At 67.3% G+C, this 17,319-nt stretch carries 16 protein-coding genes; all 16 read left to right on the forward strand.

Going from position 1 to position 17,319, the window contains the following annotated elements; genetic code table 11:
• Positions 1-81: 81 nt before the first annotated feature.
• Positions 82-1,035 (forward strand): branched-chain amino acid ABC transporter permease, encoded by a 954-nt coding sequence (locus AC1RLW_RS04245; RefSeq protein WP_062471309.1) that lies wholly within the window; start codon positions 82-84, stop codon positions 1,033-1,035.
• Positions 1,036-1,039: 4 nt separating this feature from the next.
• Complete coding sequence (locus AC1RLW_RS04250; RefSeq protein WP_369647013.1) at positions 1,040-2,365, forward strand: branched-chain amino acid ABC transporter permease; 1,326 nt, start codon at positions 1,040-1,042, stop codon at positions 2,363-2,365.
• Positions 2,366-3,142: an ABC transporter ATP-binding protein gene (locus tag AC1RLW_RS04255; RefSeq protein ID WP_493192290.1), complete on the forward strand. Its 777-nt coding sequence runs from the start codon at positions 2,366-2,368 to the stop codon at positions 3,140-3,142.
• Between the two features lies 1 nt (position 3,143).
• Positions 3,144-3,839, forward strand: coding sequence for an ABC transporter ATP-binding protein (locus tag AC1RLW_RS04260; RefSeq protein ID WP_062471318.1), 696 nt, complete (start codon positions 3,144-3,146; stop codon positions 3,837-3,839).
• A gap of 240 nt (positions 3,840-4,079) precedes the next feature.
• Complete coding sequence (locus AC1RLW_RS04265) at positions 4,080-6,182, forward strand: 3-hydroxyacyl-CoA dehydrogenase NAD-binding domain-containing protein (protein WP_493192291.1); 2,103 nt, start codon at positions 4,080-4,082, stop codon at positions 6,180-6,182.
• Positions 6,183-6,207: 25 nt separating this feature from the next.
• A complete protein-coding gene (locus tag AC1RLW_RS04270) occupies positions 6,208-7,686 on the forward strand; it encodes a M20 family peptidase (RefSeq protein ID WP_493192292.1) in 1,479 nt (492 codons plus the stop codon).
• A 49-nt stretch (positions 7,687-7,735) separates the two neighbouring features.
• Positions 7,736-8,911, forward strand: a complete 1,176-nt coding sequence (locus AC1RLW_RS04275; RefSeq protein WP_070060672.1) for an acetyl-CoA C-acyltransferase — start codon at positions 7,736-7,738, stop codon at positions 8,909-8,911.
• A gap of 2 nt (positions 8,912-8,913) precedes the next feature.
• The gene (locus AC1RLW_RS04280; RefSeq protein ID WP_493192293.1) at positions 8,914-9,393 is read left to right on the forward strand and encodes a PaaI family thioesterase; all 480 of its coding nucleotides are present in this window, start codon (positions 8,914-8,916) and stop codon (positions 9,391-9,393) included.
• Between the two features lie 18 nt (positions 9,394-9,411).
• Entirely contained in the window at positions 9,412-11,265 is a 1,854-nt protein-coding gene (locus tag AC1RLW_RS04285; protein ID WP_493192294.1) for an acyl-CoA dehydrogenase, read from the forward strand.
• Positions 11,266-11,267: 2 nt separating this feature from the next.
• On the forward strand, positions 11,268-11,507 hold the full coding sequence (locus AC1RLW_RS04290; RefSeq protein ID WP_139701578.1) for a hypothetical protein: 240 nt from the start codon (positions 11,268-11,270) through the stop codon (positions 11,505-11,507).
• Between the two features lie 20 nt (positions 11,508-11,527).
• Entirely contained in the window at positions 11,528-11,830 is a 303-nt protein-coding gene (locus AC1RLW_RS04295) for a Dabb family protein (protein WP_062471343.1), read from the forward strand.
• Positions 11,820-13,235 (forward strand): DUF2252 domain-containing protein, encoded by a 1,416-nt coding sequence (locus AC1RLW_RS04300; RefSeq protein WP_493192295.1) that lies wholly within the window; start codon positions 11,820-11,822, stop codon positions 13,233-13,235. The genes AC1RLW_RS04295 and AC1RLW_RS04300 overlap by 11 nt, the downstream gene beginning before the upstream one ends.
• A 70-nt stretch (positions 13,236-13,305) precedes the next feature.
• Complete coding sequence (locus AC1RLW_RS04305) at positions 13,306-14,106, forward strand: SDR family oxidoreductase (protein ID WP_095745325.1); 801 nt, start codon at positions 13,306-13,308, stop codon at positions 14,104-14,106.
• Between the two features lies 1 nt (position 14,107).
• Positions 14,108-14,578 carry a PaaI family thioesterase gene (locus AC1RLW_RS04310; protein WP_082817985.1) on the forward strand — a complete coding sequence of 157 codons (471 nt, stop codon included), beginning with the start codon at positions 14,108-14,110 and terminating at the stop codon, positions 14,576-14,578.
• 38 nt (positions 14,579-14,616) lie between these two features.
• Positions 14,617-15,633, forward strand: a complete 1,017-nt coding sequence (locus AC1RLW_RS04315; protein WP_493192296.1) for an NADP-dependent oxidoreductase — start codon at positions 14,617-14,619, stop codon at positions 15,631-15,633.
• A 31-nt stretch (positions 15,634-15,664) separates the two neighbouring features.
• A complete protein-coding gene (locus AC1RLW_RS04320; protein ID WP_493192297.1) occupies positions 15,665-17,305 on the forward strand; it encodes an isovaleryl-CoA dehydrogenase in 1,641 nt (546 codons plus the stop codon).
• Positions 17,306-17,319: the final 14 nt, after the last annotated feature.

Raw genomic sequence — 17,319 nt, forward strand, 5'->3', positions numbered from 1 at the left:
GCCTGCTGATCGCCCCCTGACCGGTCGAGGCCCGACTTCAACACTCGGGCCTCTTTCTTTTTCAACCGACACGGAAGACCGATGAACGTCGAATTCTTCGTCATCTCACTGCTCAACGGCGTCAGCTACGGCCTGCTGTTGTTCATGCTGAGCTCTGGCCTTACGCTGATCTTCAGCATGATGGGTGTGCTCAACTTTGCACACGCCAGCTTCTACATGCTGGGCGCCTATTTCGCCTACACCCTGTCAGGCATCGTCGGCTTCTGGCCCGCGCTCTTTCTCTCGCCGCTGCTGGTGGGGGCATTGGGCGCGGCCTTCGAACGCTACAGCCTGCGCCGGGTCCACAAGTTCGGCCACGTGCCCGAGCTGCTGGTGACCTTCGGTCTTTCGTACCTCATCCTCGAGCTGGTCCAGCTGGTCTGGGGCCGCTCCACGGTGCCCTACGGCCTGCCCGAGGCGCTGCAGGGGCCGCTGTTCTCGCTGTACGGCACGCAGTTCCCCAAGTCGCGCTCGTTCATCATGCTGGTGGCGATGCTGATGCTGGTGTCCGTGTGGCTGCTGCTCACGCGCACCCGCATCGGCCTCGTGATCCAGGCGGCGCTGAAGCACCCCGACATGGTCGAGGCGCTGGGCCACAACGTGCCGCGCGTGTTCATGCTGGTGTTCGGTGGCGGCGCCGCGCTGGCCGGCCTGGCGGGCGTGATCGGCGGCAACACCTATGTCACCGAACCGGCCATGGCCGGCTCGGTCGGCACCATCATCTTCGTGGTGGTGGTGGTCGGCGGCATGGGCTCGCTGGCGGGCGCCTTCCTGGCGTCGCTGCTGATCGGCATCATCCAGACCTTCGCCGTGGCGCTGGACCACTCGCTGGCCACCGCGCTGCAGGCCCTGGGCGTGGCCGTGACCGACCAGACCTTCGGCTACGAGCTGCTCAAGCTCACCATCTCGCAGGTCGCACCGATCCTGCCGTACCTGTTCCTCGTGCTGATCCTCATCTTCCGCCCGAAGGGTCTTCTGGGCACCCGGGAGGACTGACACCATGACCACCGCAACCACCACTTCACCGACGACCCCGACGCGGTACTACCGCTTCAAGCCCTGGAACATCGGGCGCTACCTGGTCTGGGCGCTGTTCGCCCTGGTGCTGATCATCTCGCCGATGCTGTTCAAGAGCAGCCTGGCGCTGACGATGCTCTCGCAGATGGGCTACCTGATCATCATCTGCCTGAGCTACAACATCCTGCTGGGGCAGGGCGGCATGCTGAGCTTCGGCCATGCCGTCTACACCGGCCTGGGCTCGTTCATCGCCATCCATGCGATGAACCTGGCGACCAAGGGCGGCCCGACGATTCCGCTGGTGCTCATTCCGCTCGTCGGTGGCCTGGCGGGGATGTTCTTCGCCATCCTGCTGGGTTTCGTGACCACCAAGAAGTCGGGCACCACCTTTGCCATGATCACCATGGGCATCGGCGAGCTCGTGGCCTCGATGGCGCTGATGTTCCCCAGCTTCTTCGGCGGCGAGGGCGGTATCACCACCGACCGCGTGTACGGCCCCACCTTCTTCGGCTTCAACTTCGGCTCGCAGATCCAGGTGTACTACCTGATCGCCGTGTACTGCTTCGTGTGCACCGCGCTCATGTATGCCTTCACCGGCACGCCGCTGGGCCGCATGTTGAACGCGGTGCGCGACAACCCGGAGCGCGTCGAGTTCATCGGCTACAACACGCAGCGCGTGCGCTACTTCGCGTTCATCATCGCGGGCTTCTTCGCCGGCATCGGCGGCGGCCTGGCCTCGATCAACTTCGAGATCGTGAACGCGGCCGACAGCCTGAACGCCATCCGCTCGGGCGGCTACCTGCTGTTCACCTTCCTGGGCGGCGCGGTGTTCTTCTTCGGCCCGATCATCGGCGCGGTGCTGCTGGTGTTCGCCTCGATCCTGCTGTCCGAACTGTCGAAGGCCTGGCAGCTGTACTTCGGCCTGGTGTTCGTGTTCATGGTGATGTTCGCCCCCGGCGGCATCGCCAGCCTGGTCATGATGAACCTGCGCGTGGCCAAGTTCGGCAAGTTCAACCGCTTCTGGGGCCTGTACGCCGCGCTCGCCGTGGCCCTGGTGCCGGTGGTGGTCGGCGCTGCCGCGCTGATCGAGATGATCTATCACATCCAGCTCAACGCGGCGATGGGCCCGGACCTGAAGTTCTTCGGCACCATGCTGAACACGGCGGGCGTGACCAGCTGGCTGGGCGCCATCGCGATCCTGGCCGTCGGCCTGGGCCTGCTCGAGGTGGCACGGCGCCGCTTCGTGCGGGTCTGGGGCCAGGCGCAGGAAGAGATCGAAGCAGAAATCAAACGTCGGGAGGCGGCGTAAATGAGCGCGCAATACGCATTGGAACTGAAGGGGCTGCGCAAGAATTTCGGCAAGACCGAAATCATCCGCGGCGTGGACCTGGCGGTGAAGGCCGGCGAACGCATCGCCGTGATCGGGCCGAACGGCGCGGGCAAGTCGACGCTGTTCAACCTGATCAGCGGGCGGCTCACGCCCACCAGCGGCGAGGTGCTGCTCAACGGGCAGCGCATCGACGGCAAGAAGCCCTATGAAATCAACCGCCTGGGGCTGTCGCGCAGCTTCCAGATCACCAACATCTTCCCGAAGCTCAGCGTCTTCGAGAACCTGCGCTGCGGCGTGCTGTGGAGCCTGGGCTACAAGTACACCTTCCTGCGCTTTCTCTCGAACCTGGACGACGCCAACGCGCGCACCGAAGAGCTCATCAAGCAGATCGGCCTGGAGCGCAAGCGCGACGTACATGCGGTGAACCTCACCTATGCCGAGCAGCGCGCGCTCGAGATCGGCGTGACGATCGCCGGCGGCGCCGGCGTGATCCTGCTGGACGAGCCCACGGCCGGCATGAGCAAGACCGAGACCTCGCACTTCATCTCGCTCATCAAGCACGTCACCGTCGGCAAGACGCTGTTGACGGTGGAGCACGACATGGGCGTGGTCTTCGGGCTGGCCGACAAGATCGCCGTGGTGGTCTACGGCGAGGTCATCGCCTTCGACACGCCGGCTGCCGTGCGCGCCAATGCGCGCGTGCAGGAGGCTTACCTGGGTTCTTCCGTGGCCGATGCACAAGGGGCGGGACACTGACATGCTGAAGCTTCACGACATCCACGCCTACTACGGCAAGAGCCATGTGCTGCATGGCGTTTCCTTCGACGTCCGCCCGGGCGAGATCGTGGCCCTGCTGGGTCGCAACGGCTCGGGCCGTTCGACCACGGCCAAGGCCATCATGGGCCTGGTGCATGCCGAGGGCACGCTGCAGTGGAAGGGCGGCGACATCCTGCGTCGCAAGGCCTACGAGATCGCGCACATGGGCATCGGCTACGTGCCCGAGAACCGAGACATCTTCCCCAAGCTCACGGTGCACCAGAACCTGCTGCTGGGCCAGAAGGGCTCGGGCAAGGGCAGCCGCTGGTCGTTCGACGACATGTACGGCATGTTCCCGCGGCTGAAGGAGCGCCAGCACACCGAGGCCGGCGTGCTCTCGGGCGGCGAGCAGCAGATGCTCACGCTGTGCCGCACGCTCATGGGCGACCCTGACCTCATCATCATCGACGAGCCCACCGAAGGCCTCGCGCCCAAGATCGTCGAGCTGGTGGGGCAGTACCTGCGCACGCTGAAGGACAAGGGCATCTCGGTGCTCCTCATCGAGCAGAAGCTCACCATCGCGATGCAGATTTCGGACCGCGCGCTCGTCATGGGCCACGGCAGCATCGTGTTCGACGGGACGCCCGACAGCCTGCGCGCCGACGGCACCACCCGCAGGGAGTGGCTGGAGGTTTAAGCAAACCCCCAGGCTTCGCGCACTTCGTGTCGCGCGCGCCTTCCCCCTTGCAGGGGGGCAACACCTGCGGCCCGGCAAAGCCGGTTCCGCGGTGTTCCTGGAAAGTCCGGCGCTCTCTCTTGAGGCCCTTGTCCCGACAGCGACTGCGTGCCATTGTTCGGCCACGCAAAACGCCTAGAATCTTCGAAAAAGAACACTCGTGCTTTTTCTTCTTTTTCTTCACACACCAAGGAACGCAGCATGACGGCTGAATACAAAGTGCTCGGCGATGTCGCCGTGATCACCCTGACCAACCCGCCGGTCAACGGTCTCGGCTTCTCGACACGCATCGGCATCACCGACGGCCTGTCCAAGGCCAATGCCGACAGCGCCGTCAAGGCCATCGTCATCACCGGCGCCGGCAAGGCGTTCTCGGGCGGTGCGGACATCAAGGAATTCGGCACGCCCAAGGCGCTGCAAGAGCCCAACCTGCTGAGCGTGATCCTCTCGCTCGAAGCCTCGCCCAAGCCCATCGTCTCAGCCATCCACTCCGTGTGCATGGGCGGCGGCCTGGAGCTGGCCCTGGGCTGCCACTACCGCGTGGCCGCACCGGGCACCAGCGTGGCACTGCCTGAAGTCAAGCTCGGCCTGCTGCCGGGCGCCGGTGGCACGCAGCGCCTGCCGCGCGTGATCGGCGTGGAAACCGCCCTGAACATGATCGTCAGCGGCGAGCCGGTCAAGAGCGAGCTGCTCGCCAGCCTGCCGGGCCAGAAGCTGTTCGACAAGCTGGCCGCCTCGGCCGAATCGGTGTTCGACGAAGCCGTCGAGTTCGCCAAGTCGGTCGCTGCCAAGGGCGGCGAGCTGCCGTTGGTGCGCAACCTGCCGTGCAAGCACCCGCAAGGCGATGCCTACTTCCAGTTCGCCAAGAACATGGTCGGCGGCATGTCGAAGAACTACCCCGCGCCGCTGAAGTGCGTCGACGCCGTGCAGGCCGCGACCAAGATGAAGTTCGACGACGGCATGGCCGAAGAGCGGCGTCTCTTCACCGCGCTGATGTTCACGCCCGAATCGCTGGCCCTGCGCCACCTGTTCATGGCCGAGCGCGCCGCGAGCAAGATTCCTGACGTGCCCGAAGACACGCCCAAGCGCGAGATCAAGGCCGTGGGCGTGATCGGCGCCGGCACCATGGGCGGTGGCATCTCGATGAACTTCCTGAACGCGGGCATCCCCGTCAAGATCCTCGAGATGAAGCAAGAGGCGCTCGACCGCGGCATTGCCACCATCAAGAAGAACTACGAAGCCCAGGTCAAGAAGGGCAAGCTCAAGCAGGACAAGTACGAGCAGCGCATGGCGCTCCTGAGCACCACGCTGAGCTATGACGACCTGAAGGACGCCGACCTCATCATCGAAGCCGTGTTCGAAGAAATCGGTGTCAAGGAAAAGGTCTTCAAGGAACTCGATCGTGTCGCCAAGAAGGGCGCCATCCTGGCCTCCAACACCTCGACGCTCGATGTCGACAAGATCGCCTCGTTCACCGACCGTCCGCAGGACGTGGTCGGCATGCACTTCTTCAGCCCGGCCAACGTGATGAAGCTGCTCGAAGTGGTGCGCGGCAAGGCCACGTCCAAGGACGTGCTGGCCACCGTGATGGCCATCGGCAAGAAGATCAAGAAGACCTCCGTCGTGTCGGGCGTGTGCGACGGCTTCATCGGCAACCGCATGATCGAGCAGTACAGCCGCCAGGCCGGCTTCCTGCTGGACGAAGGCGCCACGCCGCAGCAGGTCGACAAGGCCATCGAGAAGTTCGGCTTCGCCATGGGCCCGTTCCGCATGGGCGACCTGGCCGGCAACGACATCGGCTGGGCGATCCGCAAGCGCCGCGCCGTCGAGCGCGCCGACATGAAGTACAGCCGCACGGCCGACAAGCTGTGCGAACTGGGCCGCTTCGGCCAGAAGACCGGGGCAGGGTGGTACGACTACCAGGCCGGCAAGCGCGACGCCATTCCGTCGGAACTCGTCAACAAGATGATCGAGGATCATCGCAAGGAACTGGGCATCACGCCGCGCAAGATCTCCGACACGGAAATCGTGCAGCGCCTGGTGTTCGCCCTCGTCAACGAAGGCGCACACATCCTGGAAGACGGCATTGCTTCCAAGTCGGGCGACATCGACATGGTGTACCTCACCGGCTACGGCTTCCCGATCTACCGCGGTGGCCCGATGCACTACGCCTCGCAGGTCGGCCTGTACAACGTGGCCGAGACGATGAAGCGCTTTGCGCAGAATCCTCGCGACGACGCCGAGTTCTGGCAGCCCGCACCGCTGATCCAGAAGCTGGTGGCCGAAGGCAAGTCCTTCAGCTGAGTCTGAACCGGGATCAAGACCGCCCATGTTGAAACGCATCTTCCTCGGGCTGCTGCTGGTGCTCCTGGCACTCGTGGCGGCCGTGGCGGTCAAGACCTGGACCACGCCATCGCAGCAACTTGCGGTGGCGCCCGCACCGAAGCTCGAGATCGACCTGCAGGCGGCTGCGAAGCGGCTGGCCGGCGCGATTCCGATCCGCACGGTGTCGAGCCTGGACGACCCGGCCGCCAACCTGGCCGAGTTCGACAAGCTGCACGCCTACCTGGCGCAGCAGTACCCGAAGGTCCACGCCACCCTCAAGAAGGAAGTGGTGGGCCAGAAGGCCTTGCTCTACACCTGGACCGGCACCGACGCGCAGGCCAAGCCGATCGCGCTCATGGCGCACCAGGACATGGTGCCCATCGCGCCCGGCACCGAAAAAGCCTGGTCGGTCGACCCCTTCGCGGGCGAGATCAAGGACGGCTTCGTCTGGGGCCGCGGCACGCTCGACAACAAGGGCAACCTGTTTGCGCAGATGGAAGCCATCGAGCTGCTCATCGGCAGCGGCTTCCAGCCGAAGCAGACGGTCTACCTCGTGATGGGCGACGACGAAGAGGTGAGCGGCCTGCGCGGCGCGCAGCCCATCGCCGAACTGCTCAAGTCGCGCGGCGTGAAGCTCGACTGGGTGCTCGACGAAGGCCTGCTCGTGCTCGACGGCGTGCTGCCCGGCCTGAGCAAGCCCGCGGCGCTCATCGGCCTGGCGGAGAAGGGCTACGGCACCTTCTTCCTCTCGCTCGATACCGCGCCCGGCCACTCGTCGATGCCGCCGCAAAAAAGCGCCATCGGCCGCATGAGCGCCGCGCTCGCGCGGCTCGAAGCAACGCCGATGCCCGGCGGCATCCAGGGCGTGGCCGGCCAGATGTTCGGCGCGCTCGCCCCCGAGATGGGCGGCGTCAACCGCGTCATGCTGTCGAACCTGTGGCTCACCGAGCCGCTGGTGCGCGGCCAGCTCGAGAAGAGCCCGAGCAGCAACGCCATGCTGCGCACCACCACCGCGCTGACCATCGTGCGTGCCGGCAACAAGGACAACGTGCTGCCCGGCCGTGCCGAGGCCGCCGTCAACTTCCGCGTGCTGCCCGGCGACACGCTGGCCAGCGTCGAGGCGCACCTGCGCAAGGCGCTGGGCGACGACGACATCAAGATCAAGCCGTACCCCGGCAACTCGGAGCCCTCGCCGGTGTCGCCCACCGACAGCACCGGCTACCGCGCGATCCAGCAGGCCGTGCGCCAGAGCTTCCCCGATGCCGTGGTGGCGCCCGGCCTCATGACCGCCGCCACCGATTCGCGCCACTTCAGCCTCGTGAGTGACGCCGTCTTCCGCTTCTCGCCGTTCCGCGTGAAGAGCGAGGACCTGGCGCGCTTCCATGGCAACAACGAACGCCTGGCCATCTCGAACTACGGCGAGATGATCGGCTTCTACCACCAGCTCCTGCGCAACACGAACGCTGCTGCGCCGGCGCAATGACGACCCCGTCTTTTCCCTCTTTTCCCTTCCATCTTCAAAGGACCTCACCATGACCAGCGCCGTCATCGTTTCCACCGCCCGCACGCCGCTCGCGAAGAGCTGGAAGGGTGCCTTCAACATGACCCACGGCGCCACGCTGGGCGGCCATGCCGTGCAGCACGCGGTGCAGCGCGCCGGCATCGACCCGGCCTCGGTCGACGACGTCATCATGGGTTGCGCCACGCCTGAAGGCGCCACCGGCTCCAACATCGCGCGCCAGATCGCCCTGCGCGCCGGCCTGCCGGTCACCACCTCGGGCATGACCATCAACCGTTTCTGCTCGTCGGGCCTGCAGACCATCGCCACCGCCGCCCAGCGCATCATCGCGGGCGAGGGCGACGTGTACGTGGCCGGCGGCGTCGAGAGCATCTCGTGTGTGCAGAACGAAGCCAACACGCACATGCTGGCCGACCCGTGGCTCGTGAAGCACAAGCCCGAGATCTACTGGAACATGCTGCAGACCGCCGAGCAGGTCGCCAAGCGCTACAACATCGGCCGCGACGCCATGGACGAGTACGGCGCACAGAGCCAGCAGCGCGCCACCGCCGCGCTCGAAGCCGGCCTCTTCAAGGCTGAAATCGCCCCCATCACCGTGCTGGCCGGCGTGGCCGACCCCGTGATGGGCCTGCGCACCAAGGAAGTCACGATCGAGAACGACGAAGGCATCCGCCCCGGCACCACCAAGGAAGGCATCAGCGGCATCCGCTCGGCCATGCCCGGTGGCCTGATCTCGGCCGGCAACGCCAGCCAGTTCTCCGACGGCGGCGGCGCCTGCGTGGTGGTCGACGAGAAGTACGCCCAGCAAAAGGGCCTGAAGCCCCTGGGCCGCTTCCTCGGCTTCGCCGTGGCCGGCTGCGAGCCCGACGAAATGGGCATCGGCCCGGTCTTCGCCATTCCCAAGGTGCTCAAGCGCCTGGGCCTCACGGTCAACGACATCGACCTGTGGGAGCTGAACGAAGCCTTCGCCGTGCAGGTCATCTACTGCCGCGACAAGCTGGGCATTCCGGGCGACCGCCTGAACGTCAACGGCGGCGCCATCGCCGTGGGCCACCCCTACGGCGTGAGCGGCCAGCGCCTCACGGGCCACGCGCTCATCGAAGGCAAGCGCCGCGGCGCCAAGAAGGTCGTGGTCACGATGTGCATCGGCGGTGGCATGGGCGCCGCGGGCGTGTTCGAGGTCCTGTAACCATGTCCGGCTTGGGCAATGACCAGGAGGTCTCGCCCGAAGCCGTCCTGGCCTACGGCCGCAGCGTGCTGGCTGCGCAGCCCTTCAGCGTGCTGATCGGCGCCGAGCTGCATGCGCTCGCGCCGGGCCATGCAGAGCTCCAGCTGCCGCTCGGCGCGCAGCTGAAGCAGCAGCACGGTTTCGCCCATGGCGGCATCGTGAGCTACATGGCCGACAACGCGCTGACCTTTGCCGGCGGCAGCGCCTTGCGCGTGCCGGTCGTGACCTCCGAATTCAAGATCAACTACGTGCGGCCCGCCATCGGCCGGCGGCTGATTGCGCGTGCACGGGCCGTGCACACCGGCAGCTCGCAGGCCGTGTGCACCTGCGAGGTGGTGGCGGTGGCCGACGACGGCACCGAGAAGCTCTGCGCGCTGGCGCAGGGCACCATCGCCAAGCTGCCCGATTCCCCGAAGAAGACTTCGTCACCCGCGAAGTCGTAGCCTGAAGAAGACATCACCATGAGCCTGCGTCCCACCCTCGACTTTCTGCTCTACGACTGGCTCGACGCCGAGAAGCTCAACCAGAGCGAGCGTTTTGCCGACCATTCGCGCGAGACCTTCGACGCCGTGCTCGACACCTGCGAGCGCATTGCGCGCGAAAAGTACGCGCCGTTCAACCGCACCGTCGACACGCAGGAGCCGCATTTCGACGGCGAGAAAGTCATCCTGCCGCAGGCCACGCACGACGCGCACAAGGCCTTCGTCGAGTCCGGGATGATGAGCGCCGCGCAAGACTACGAGATCGGCGGCATGCAGCTGCCGTACACGGTGCAGGCCGCGGCCAACAGCTTCTTCGCGATGGCCTCGGTGAGCATCGGCTCGAACATGCTCACCAGCGGCAACGCCAACCTGCTCATGGTGCACGGCACCGAGATGCAGAAAGAGGTGTTCGCCAAGAACGAATTCTCGGGCCGCTGGGCGGGCACCATGTGCCTGTCGGAGCCGCAGGCCGGCTCGTCGCTGAGCGACGTGGCCACGCGCGCCGTGCCCGATGGCGCCGACTATCAAGACGACCCGCTGGGCCCGCGCTACCGGCTCACGGGCAACAAGATGTGGATCTCGGCCGGCGACCACGAGCTGACCGAGAACATCGTGCACATCGTGCTCGCCAAGATCCCCGACGAAAACGGCAAGCTCATTCCGGGCACGCGCGGCATTTCGCTGTTCATCGTGCCCAAGCGCATGGTGGACACGCAGGGCGAACTCACCGGCGAGCGCAACGACGTGGCGCTGGCCGGCCTGAACCACAAGCTCGGCTGGCGCGGCACCACCAACACGCTGCTGAACTTCGGCGAGGGCAAGTACCCGGTCGGCGGCAAGGCCGGCGCGGTGGGCTACCTGGTCGGCGCGCCCGGCAAGGGCCTGCACTGCATGTTCCACATGATGAACGAGGCCCGCATCGGCGTCGGCACCGCCGCCACCATGCTCGGCATGGCCGGCTACTACGCCTCGCTCGACTACGCCAAGAGCCGCCCGCAGGGCCGGCTGGTGAAGAAACCCGAAGCCGCCGGCGCCGCCGTGGCCAAGGACTCGGCCGCGCCGCAGGTGCGCATCATCGAGCACGCCGACGTGCGCCGCATGCTGCTCGCCCAGAAGGCGTACTGCGAGGGCGCGCTGGCGCTGGAGCTGTACTGCGCGCGCCTGGTCGACACGCAGAAGACCGGCGACGCCGCGCAGGCCGACGACGCCCGCCTGCTGCTGGAGGTGCTCACGCCCATCGCCAAGAGCTGGCCCAGCGAATGGTGCCTGGAAGCCAATTCGCTGGCGATCCAGGTGCACGGCGGCTACGGCTACACGCGCGATTTCCCGGTGGAGCAGTACTGGCGCGACAACCGCCTGAACATGATCCACGAGGGCACGCACGGCATCCAGGCGGCCGACCTGCTGGGCCGCAAGGTGCTGATGGAAAAGGGCCGCGGCCTGCAACTGCTGGCCGGCCGTGTCACCGAGGCCATCGGCCGCGCCGCCAAGGTGCCGGCGCTGGCGCCGCACGCCAAGGCGCTGGGCGCCGCGCTGCAGCGCATCGGCAGCGCCACGGAGGCCGCCTGGTCCACCGGCGACCCGGCCGACGCGCTGGCCAACGCCGTGCCCTACATGCAGGCCTTCGGCCACACGGTGCTGGCCTGGATCTGGCTCGACGTGGCGCTGCGGGCCCTGGAAATCGATGCACAGAAGGCGAGGGCGGTAACAGCTGGCAAGATCGGCGCCACGGACTATTTCTTCCACTACGAGCTGCCGAAAATCGGTGCCTGGCTCCAGGTGGTCGAAACCCGTGACCCGACCTGTACCGCTTTGCCCGAGGACGCTTTCTGACAATGGCCAACGCCGCCCCGAACTCACCCCCGCCCGCCGCCCAACCGCCGAAACCACCCAAGCCGCATGCGCGGCTCGAGAAGTGGATCTGGATCCTGATCTACGGCGGCCTGTTCCTCGTGATCCTGGGCATCGCCACGGGCCGCACCGAGCCCGCGCTGGGCTGGTCGATGGCCGTGCCCGGCGTCGTGGTCGCCGCAGTGGGCGTCGTGCTCATCTACGTGCGTTCGCGGCTCAAGTAAGAACAAGGCAAGGACCGACCATGCTCAAGCACATCGTGATGTGGAAGTTCAAGGAGCACGCCGAGGGCGCCGACAAGGCGACCAACCTGCTCAAGGCCAAGGCGCTGCTCGATGCCTGCGCGACACTCTCGCCCGGCACGCACCGTTTCGAGGTGGTCATCGCCCAGCCCGGGCTTGAGGCCACCTACGACCTGATCCTCAATTCGGAATTCACCGACGCCGCCGCGCTGGCGGCCTATGCGGACCACCCGCAGCACGTGGCGCTCAAGCCCTTCATCGGCGCCGTGCGCGAAGCCCGCCAGTGCATGGACTATGAGCTCTGAACCCCACGCGCCCGACGCCACGGCCTCACCGGCCGAGCGGCGGGCGTTCGGCCGTGCGCAGCGCCAGCGCTGTGCGCTCGGCCAGTGGGCGGAGTCACCCCGGCCCGACGCCAAGGACCGTGACCCGCTCGGGTGGCTGAAGGCCTCCAACCGCGGCCGCGTGCCCGAGCTGGTGCCGGTGCGCCACGGCCGCATGCTGGCCAGCCCCTTCACGTTCTACCGCGGCGCCGCCAGCCTGATGGCGAACGACCTCGCCAGGCTCCCGCACAGCGGCATCGCGACGCAGCTGTGCGGCGATGCGCACCTCGCGAACTTCGGCTTCTTTGCCAGCCCCGAGCGGGCGCTGGTCTTCGACATCAACGATTTCGACGAAACCCTGCAAGGGCCCTTCGACTGGGACGTGCGTCGGCTGGCCACCTCGTTCGTGGTGGCCGCGCGCGACCGGGGTTTCAAGCCGCGCATCGGGCGCGAGGCCGTGCAGCAGCTGGCCGAGGCCTACCGCGACCGCATGCGGGCCTTCGCGCGCATGGACACGCTGGAGGCCTGGTACGCGCGGCTCACGTCGCAAACCCTGCTGAAGCTCGGCGCCGAAGACGCGACCGAGCTCGCGGTCATCAAGAAGGCGCGCCGCAGCACCTCGCGCGTGTTCGCCGACAGCGCGACCGAGACGGTCGACGGCCGCCTCATGATCCGCGACCAGCCGCCGTTCGTGTACCACGACGCCCGCGCGACGGCGCGTGAAATCAAGCGCTTCCGCGCCGGACTGCCGGCCTTCCTGGCGCAGTACCGCGCCAGCCTGCCGCCCGAGCGCCAGCGGCTGTTCGACCGCTACGAGCTGCACGATGTCGCGGTGCTCACGCCCGGCGTCGGCTCGGTCGGCCGGCGCTGCTTCCTGCTGCTGTTCGTGGCCGACCGCGCGCACCCGCTGTTCCTGCAGTGCAAGGAGGCCGGCGAGTCGGTGCTCGAAGCCCCGCTGGGCGCGGCACCGGACACGGCGTCGCCGGGCCAGCGCGTGGTGCAGGGCCAGCGCGTGGTGCAGGGCCAGCGGCTCGCACAGGCCGCCAGCGACGTCTTCCTGGGCTGGGCCCAGGGACCGGGCGGGCGCGGCTTCTACGTGCGGCAGCTGCGCGACATGAAGGCCTCCTACAAGCTCGAGGACTTCAAGCCGGTCGACCTGCTCGAGTTCGCCGAGGCCTGCGGCTACAGCCTGGCCCGCGCGCATGCCAAGGGCGGCGACGCCTGGGCCATCGACGGCTACCTGGGGGGCGCCAAGAGCTTCAACACGGCGCTCGCTGATTTCGCCGAAGGCTATGCCGACGTGAACGAGGCCGACTGGCGCCGGCTGAAAAAGGCCGTGGCCGCTGGCAAGGCCGCCGCCGTCGAGGCGGACGACGCCGCGTCCTGACGACCCGAAGCCACCGCCTTCACCGCCAACGCAACCCTCTTCTTTCATCATCCACACCGGAGACACCGACATGACGAAGCCCCGCACCACCCAACAGCTGTTCGACCTCACGGGTCAGACGGCGCTCATCACCGGCGGCTCGCGCGGCCTGGGCCTGCAGATGGCCCATGCGCTGGGCGAAGCCGGCGCGAAGATCATGCTGAGTTCGCGCAAGGCCGACGACCTGGAACAGGCTGCCGCCGAGCTTCAGGCCGCCGGCATCGACGCGCGCTGGATCGCCGCCGACTGCTCCAAGGAAGAAGACACCCGCCGCCTGGCCGACGAGACCCTGCAGCGCATGGGCGGCGTCGACATCCTCATCAACAACGCCGGCGCCAGCTGGGGTTCGCCGGCCGAGAGCCACCCGGTCGAGGCCTGGGACAAGGTGATGAACCTCAACGTGCGCGGCTACTTCATCCTGGCGCAGCAGGTTGCCAACGGCTACATGATCCCGAAGAAGCGCGGGCGCATCATCAACATCGCCTCGATCGCGGGCCTGAACGGCAACCCGCCCGGCATGCAGACGCTGGCCTACAACACCTCGAAGACCGCGGTGATCGGCTTCACGAAGACGCTGGCGGCCGAATGGGGCAAGTACAACATCAACGTGAACGCGATCTGCCCGGGCTTCTTCATGACGAAGATGGCCGCCGGCCTGATCAAGACCCTGGGCGAAGAGCACATGGCCGCCTCGGCGCCCCTGGGCCGCCTGGGCGACGACGAAGACCTGAAGGGCCTGACGCTGCTGTACGCGAGCGATGCCGGCAAGCACATCACCGGCCAGTGGGTCGCGGTCGATGGCGGCGTGAGCGTGGTGCTGGGTGCGGCCTGACATGTCCGATTCGCCTGAAAAGTCCAGCGACATCAACATCCGCTCGTACACGAGCCAGATTCCGTTCGCGCGCCACCTCGGCTTCGAGCTCACGAAGTTCGAGGACGGCCAGTCCGAGATCATCTACACCGCCAAGCCCGAGCACCTGAACACCTTCGACGTGACGCACGGCGGCGCCTGCATGACGCTGCTCGACATCGCCATGGCGGCCGCTGCGCGCAGCGTGGCGCCCGAGACCGGTGTGGTCACCATCGAGATGAAGACCAGCTTCATGCAACCGTCGGTCGGCCCGCTGCACGCACGCGGCACGCTGCTGCATCGCACTGCGACGCTGGCCTTCACCGAGGCCAAGATCTACGACGAGCAGGAGCGCGTGTGCGCCCATGCCACCGGCACCTTCAAGTACGTGAAGCGCCGGCTGCCGACCGGCCCCGCGAGCGCGAACGCGATGCGTCCGCCATCCACCGACTGACCGACCGACCAACCGACATCCCATTTCCGGAGACTTCCATGCCGACCAACAAGCAACAGATCCTCGACAACCGCCCCGACGGCGAAGCCGTGGCGAGCAACTTCAAGCTCGTGACCACCGAGACGCCCGCGCTGCAGGACAACCAGGTGCTGGTGCGCCACCACTTCATGAGCCTCGACCCGTACATGCGCGGCCGCATGAACGACGCCAAGAGCTACGCGCAACCCCAGCCGCTGGGCCAAGTGATGCAGGGCGGCACGGTGGGCGAGGTGGTCGAGAGCAAGCACCCCAAGTACGCCGTGGGCGACAAGGTCGTCGGCTTCGGCGGCTGGCAGGAATACAGCGTGGTCGATGGCTCGCAGCCCGGCGCGCTGAAGAAGGTCGACACCACGCACGTGCCGCTGTCGCACTACCTCGGCGCCGTGGGCATGCCCGGCGTGACGGCCTGGTACGGCCTCGTGAAGATCATCGCGCCCAAGGCAGGTGAAACCGTGGTCATCACCGCCGCCAGCGGCGCGGTGGGCAGCGCCTTCGGCGCGCTGGCCAAGGCGCGCGGCTGCCGCGTGGTCGGCATCGCGGGGGGCCCCGACAAGTGCAAGTACGTGACCGACGAGCTCGGCTTCGACGCCTGCATCGACTACCGCCAGCACCCCGACGTGAAGACCATGAGCGCCGCGCTCAAGGAAGCCTGCCCGAACGGCATCGACGGCTACTTCGAGAACGTCGGTGGCTACATCTTCGACGCCGTGCTGCTGCGCACCAACGCGTTTGCACGCGTGGCGCTGTGCGGAATGATCGCGGGCTACGACGGCCAGCCGCTGCCGCTGGCGAACCCGGCGCTGATCCTCATCAACCGCCTGAAGATCGAGGGCTTCATCGTCAGCGAGCACATGGAAGTGTGGCCCGAGGCGCTGACCGAACTCGGCACGCTGGTGGGTACGGGCAAGCTCAAGCCGCGCGAGTCGATCGCGCAGGGCATCGAATCCGCCCCTGAGGCCTTCCTGGGTTTGCTCAAGGGCAAGAATTTCGGCAAGCAACTGGTCAAGCTCATTTGATGGCTTGAAACGCACGGCAAGGAGGCCGGTCATGGACACGACGCACGAGGTCTTCAACCAGCCCACGCCGCTGGTCGACTACAACCTCTTCGACACCCACCGCCCCCTGCGCGATGCGCTGAAGTTCAACGCGCCCGCGCTGCAGACCACGCAGTTGCACGAGCTGGGCGCCGCCCTCGGTTCGGCCGCCATGCAGACGCATGCGCGGCTGGCCAACATCCACACGCCCGAACTCCACACGCACGACCGCTTCGGCCGTCGCATCGACGAGGTGGAGTTCCATCCGAGCTACCACGCGCTGATGACTGCCGCGGTGGGCGCGGGCCTGCACGGCACGCCGTGGACCGGCACGTCCGCCTCGCCGCACGTGCTGCGCGCGGCGGGCTTCATGCTCTTCACCGAGCTGGAGCCGTCGGTGCTGTGCCCGATCTCGATGACCTACGCCGTCACGCCCGCCTTGCGCGGCAACGCAGGCGTGCATGCCGACTGGGGCCCGAAGCTCGCCAGCCTCTGGTACGACCCCGCGCTCAAGCCGCTGCACGACAAGCCCGGCGTGACCATGGGCATGGGCATGACCGAGAACCAGGGCGGCTCCGACGTGCGGGCCAACACCACGCAGGCCGTGCGCGACGGCAGCGACGCCTGGGGCGAGCGCTACGCGATCACCGGCCACAAATGGTTTTTCTCGGCGCCGATGTGCGATGCCTTCCTCATCCTCGCGCAGGCGCCGGCCGGGCTGTCGTGCTTCTTCCTGCCGCGCGTGCTGCCCGATGGCACGCGCAATGCCATCCACATCCAGCGCCTGAAGGACAAGCTCGGCAACAAGGCCAACGCCAGCTCTGAGGTCGAGTTCCATGGCGCCAGCGCCTGGCTCGTGGGCGAGGAAGGCCGCGGCATTCCGCAGATCCTCGAGATGGGCACGATGACGCGGCTCGACTGCTCGCTCGGCACGAGCGGCCTCATGCGCCAGGCGCTGGGCATCGCGCTGAACCACACGGCGCAGCGCCAGGCCTTCGGCAAGCCGCTGGTCGAACAGCCGCTCATGAAGAACGTGCTGGCCGACCTCGCGCTCGAAAGCGAAGCCGCCACCGCCCTGGCGATCCGCCTCGCACGGGCCTTCGATCGCCAGGCCGACGCGCACGAGAACCTGATGGCGCGCCTGCTCACGCCGGTCGCCAAGTTCTGGATCTGCAAGCGCGGCAGCCACTTCGCGCAGGAGGCCATGGAGTGCCTGGGCGGCAACGGCTACGTGGAAGAGGGCGGCGAGGGCATCCTCGCGCGCATCTACCGCGAGATGCCGCTCAACTCCATCTGGGAGGGCGCCGGCAACATCATGGCGCTCGACCTGCTGCGCGGCCTGCGCAAGGGCGACGCCGTGGCCGCGCTGGCGCACGAGCTGGCCCCCGCGCGCGGCCAGCAGCCCGCCCTCGACCGCCTGGCCGACGCCTTGCCCGCACGCATCGAGGCCATGGCCTCCGAGACCGAGGCACGCCGCCTCGCGCAGGACGTGGCGTTGGCCGTGCAGGCCGCCTTGCTGGTGCAGACCGCGCCCGCCGCCGTGGCCGACGCCTTCTGCGCCTCGCGCCTGGGCGGCGACTGGGGCCAGGCCTTCGGCACGCTGGGCGCGGGCACCGATTTCGATTCGATCATCCAGCGGGCGCAGCCGCGCTGAGCCCCGACAAGAAC

Source organism: Variovorax sp. GW822-FHT04A09 (genome assembly GCF_058801005.1).

What these genes read in the sequence shown, in the direction of transcription:
- AC1RLW_RS04245 (WP_062471309.1), top strand. Translation starts at nt 82, where the DNA reads ATGAACGTCGAATTCTTCGTCATCTCACTGCTCAACGGCGTCAGCTAC.
- AC1RLW_RS04250 (WP_369647013.1), top strand. Translation starts at nt 1,040, where the DNA reads ATGACCACCGCAACCACCACTTCACCGACGACCCCGACGCGGTACTAC.
- AC1RLW_RS04255 (WP_493192290.1), top strand. Translation starts at nt 2,366, where the DNA reads ATGAGCGCGCAATACGCATTGGAACTGAAGGGGCTGCGCAAGAATTTC.
- AC1RLW_RS04260 (WP_062471318.1), top strand. Translation starts at nt 3,144, where the DNA reads ATGCTGAAGCTTCACGACATCCACGCCTACTACGGCAAGAGCCATGTG.
- AC1RLW_RS04265 (WP_493192291.1), top strand. Translation starts at nt 4,080, where the DNA reads ATGACGGCTGAATACAAAGTGCTCGGCGATGTCGCCGTGATCACCCTG.
- AC1RLW_RS04270 (WP_493192292.1), top strand. Translation starts at nt 6,208, where the DNA reads ATGTTGAAACGCATCTTCCTCGGGCTGCTGCTGGTGCTCCTGGCACTC.
- AC1RLW_RS04275 (WP_070060672.1), top strand. Translation starts at nt 7,736, where the DNA reads ATGACCAGCGCCGTCATCGTTTCCACCGCCCGCACGCCGCTCGCGAAG.
- AC1RLW_RS04280 (WP_493192293.1), top strand. Translation starts at nt 8,914, where the DNA reads ATGTCCGGCTTGGGCAATGACCAGGAGGTCTCGCCCGAAGCCGTCCTG.
- AC1RLW_RS04285 (WP_493192294.1), top strand. Translation starts at nt 9,412, where the DNA reads ATGAGCCTGCGTCCCACCCTCGACTTTCTGCTCTACGACTGGCTCGAC.
- AC1RLW_RS04290 (WP_139701578.1), top strand. Translation starts at nt 11,268, where the DNA reads ATGGCCAACGCCGCCCCGAACTCACCCCCGCCCGCCGCCCAACCGCCG.
- AC1RLW_RS04295 (WP_062471343.1), top strand. Translation starts at nt 11,528, where the DNA reads ATGCTCAAGCACATCGTGATGTGGAAGTTCAAGGAGCACGCCGAGGGC.
- AC1RLW_RS04300 (WP_493192295.1), top strand. Translation starts at nt 11,820, where the DNA reads ATGAGCTCTGAACCCCACGCGCCCGACGCCACGGCCTCACCGGCCGAG.
- AC1RLW_RS04305 (WP_095745325.1), top strand. Translation starts at nt 13,306, where the DNA reads ATGACGAAGCCCCGCACCACCCAACAGCTGTTCGACCTCACGGGTCAG.
- AC1RLW_RS04310 (WP_082817985.1), top strand. Translation starts at nt 14,108, where the DNA reads ATGTCCGATTCGCCTGAAAAGTCCAGCGACATCAACATCCGCTCGTAC.
- AC1RLW_RS04315 (WP_493192296.1), top strand. Translation starts at nt 14,617, where the DNA reads ATGCCGACCAACAAGCAACAGATCCTCGACAACCGCCCCGACGGCGAA.
- AC1RLW_RS04320 (WP_493192297.1), top strand. Translation starts at nt 15,665, where the DNA reads ATGGACACGACGCACGAGGTCTTCAACCAGCCCACGCCGCTGGTCGAC.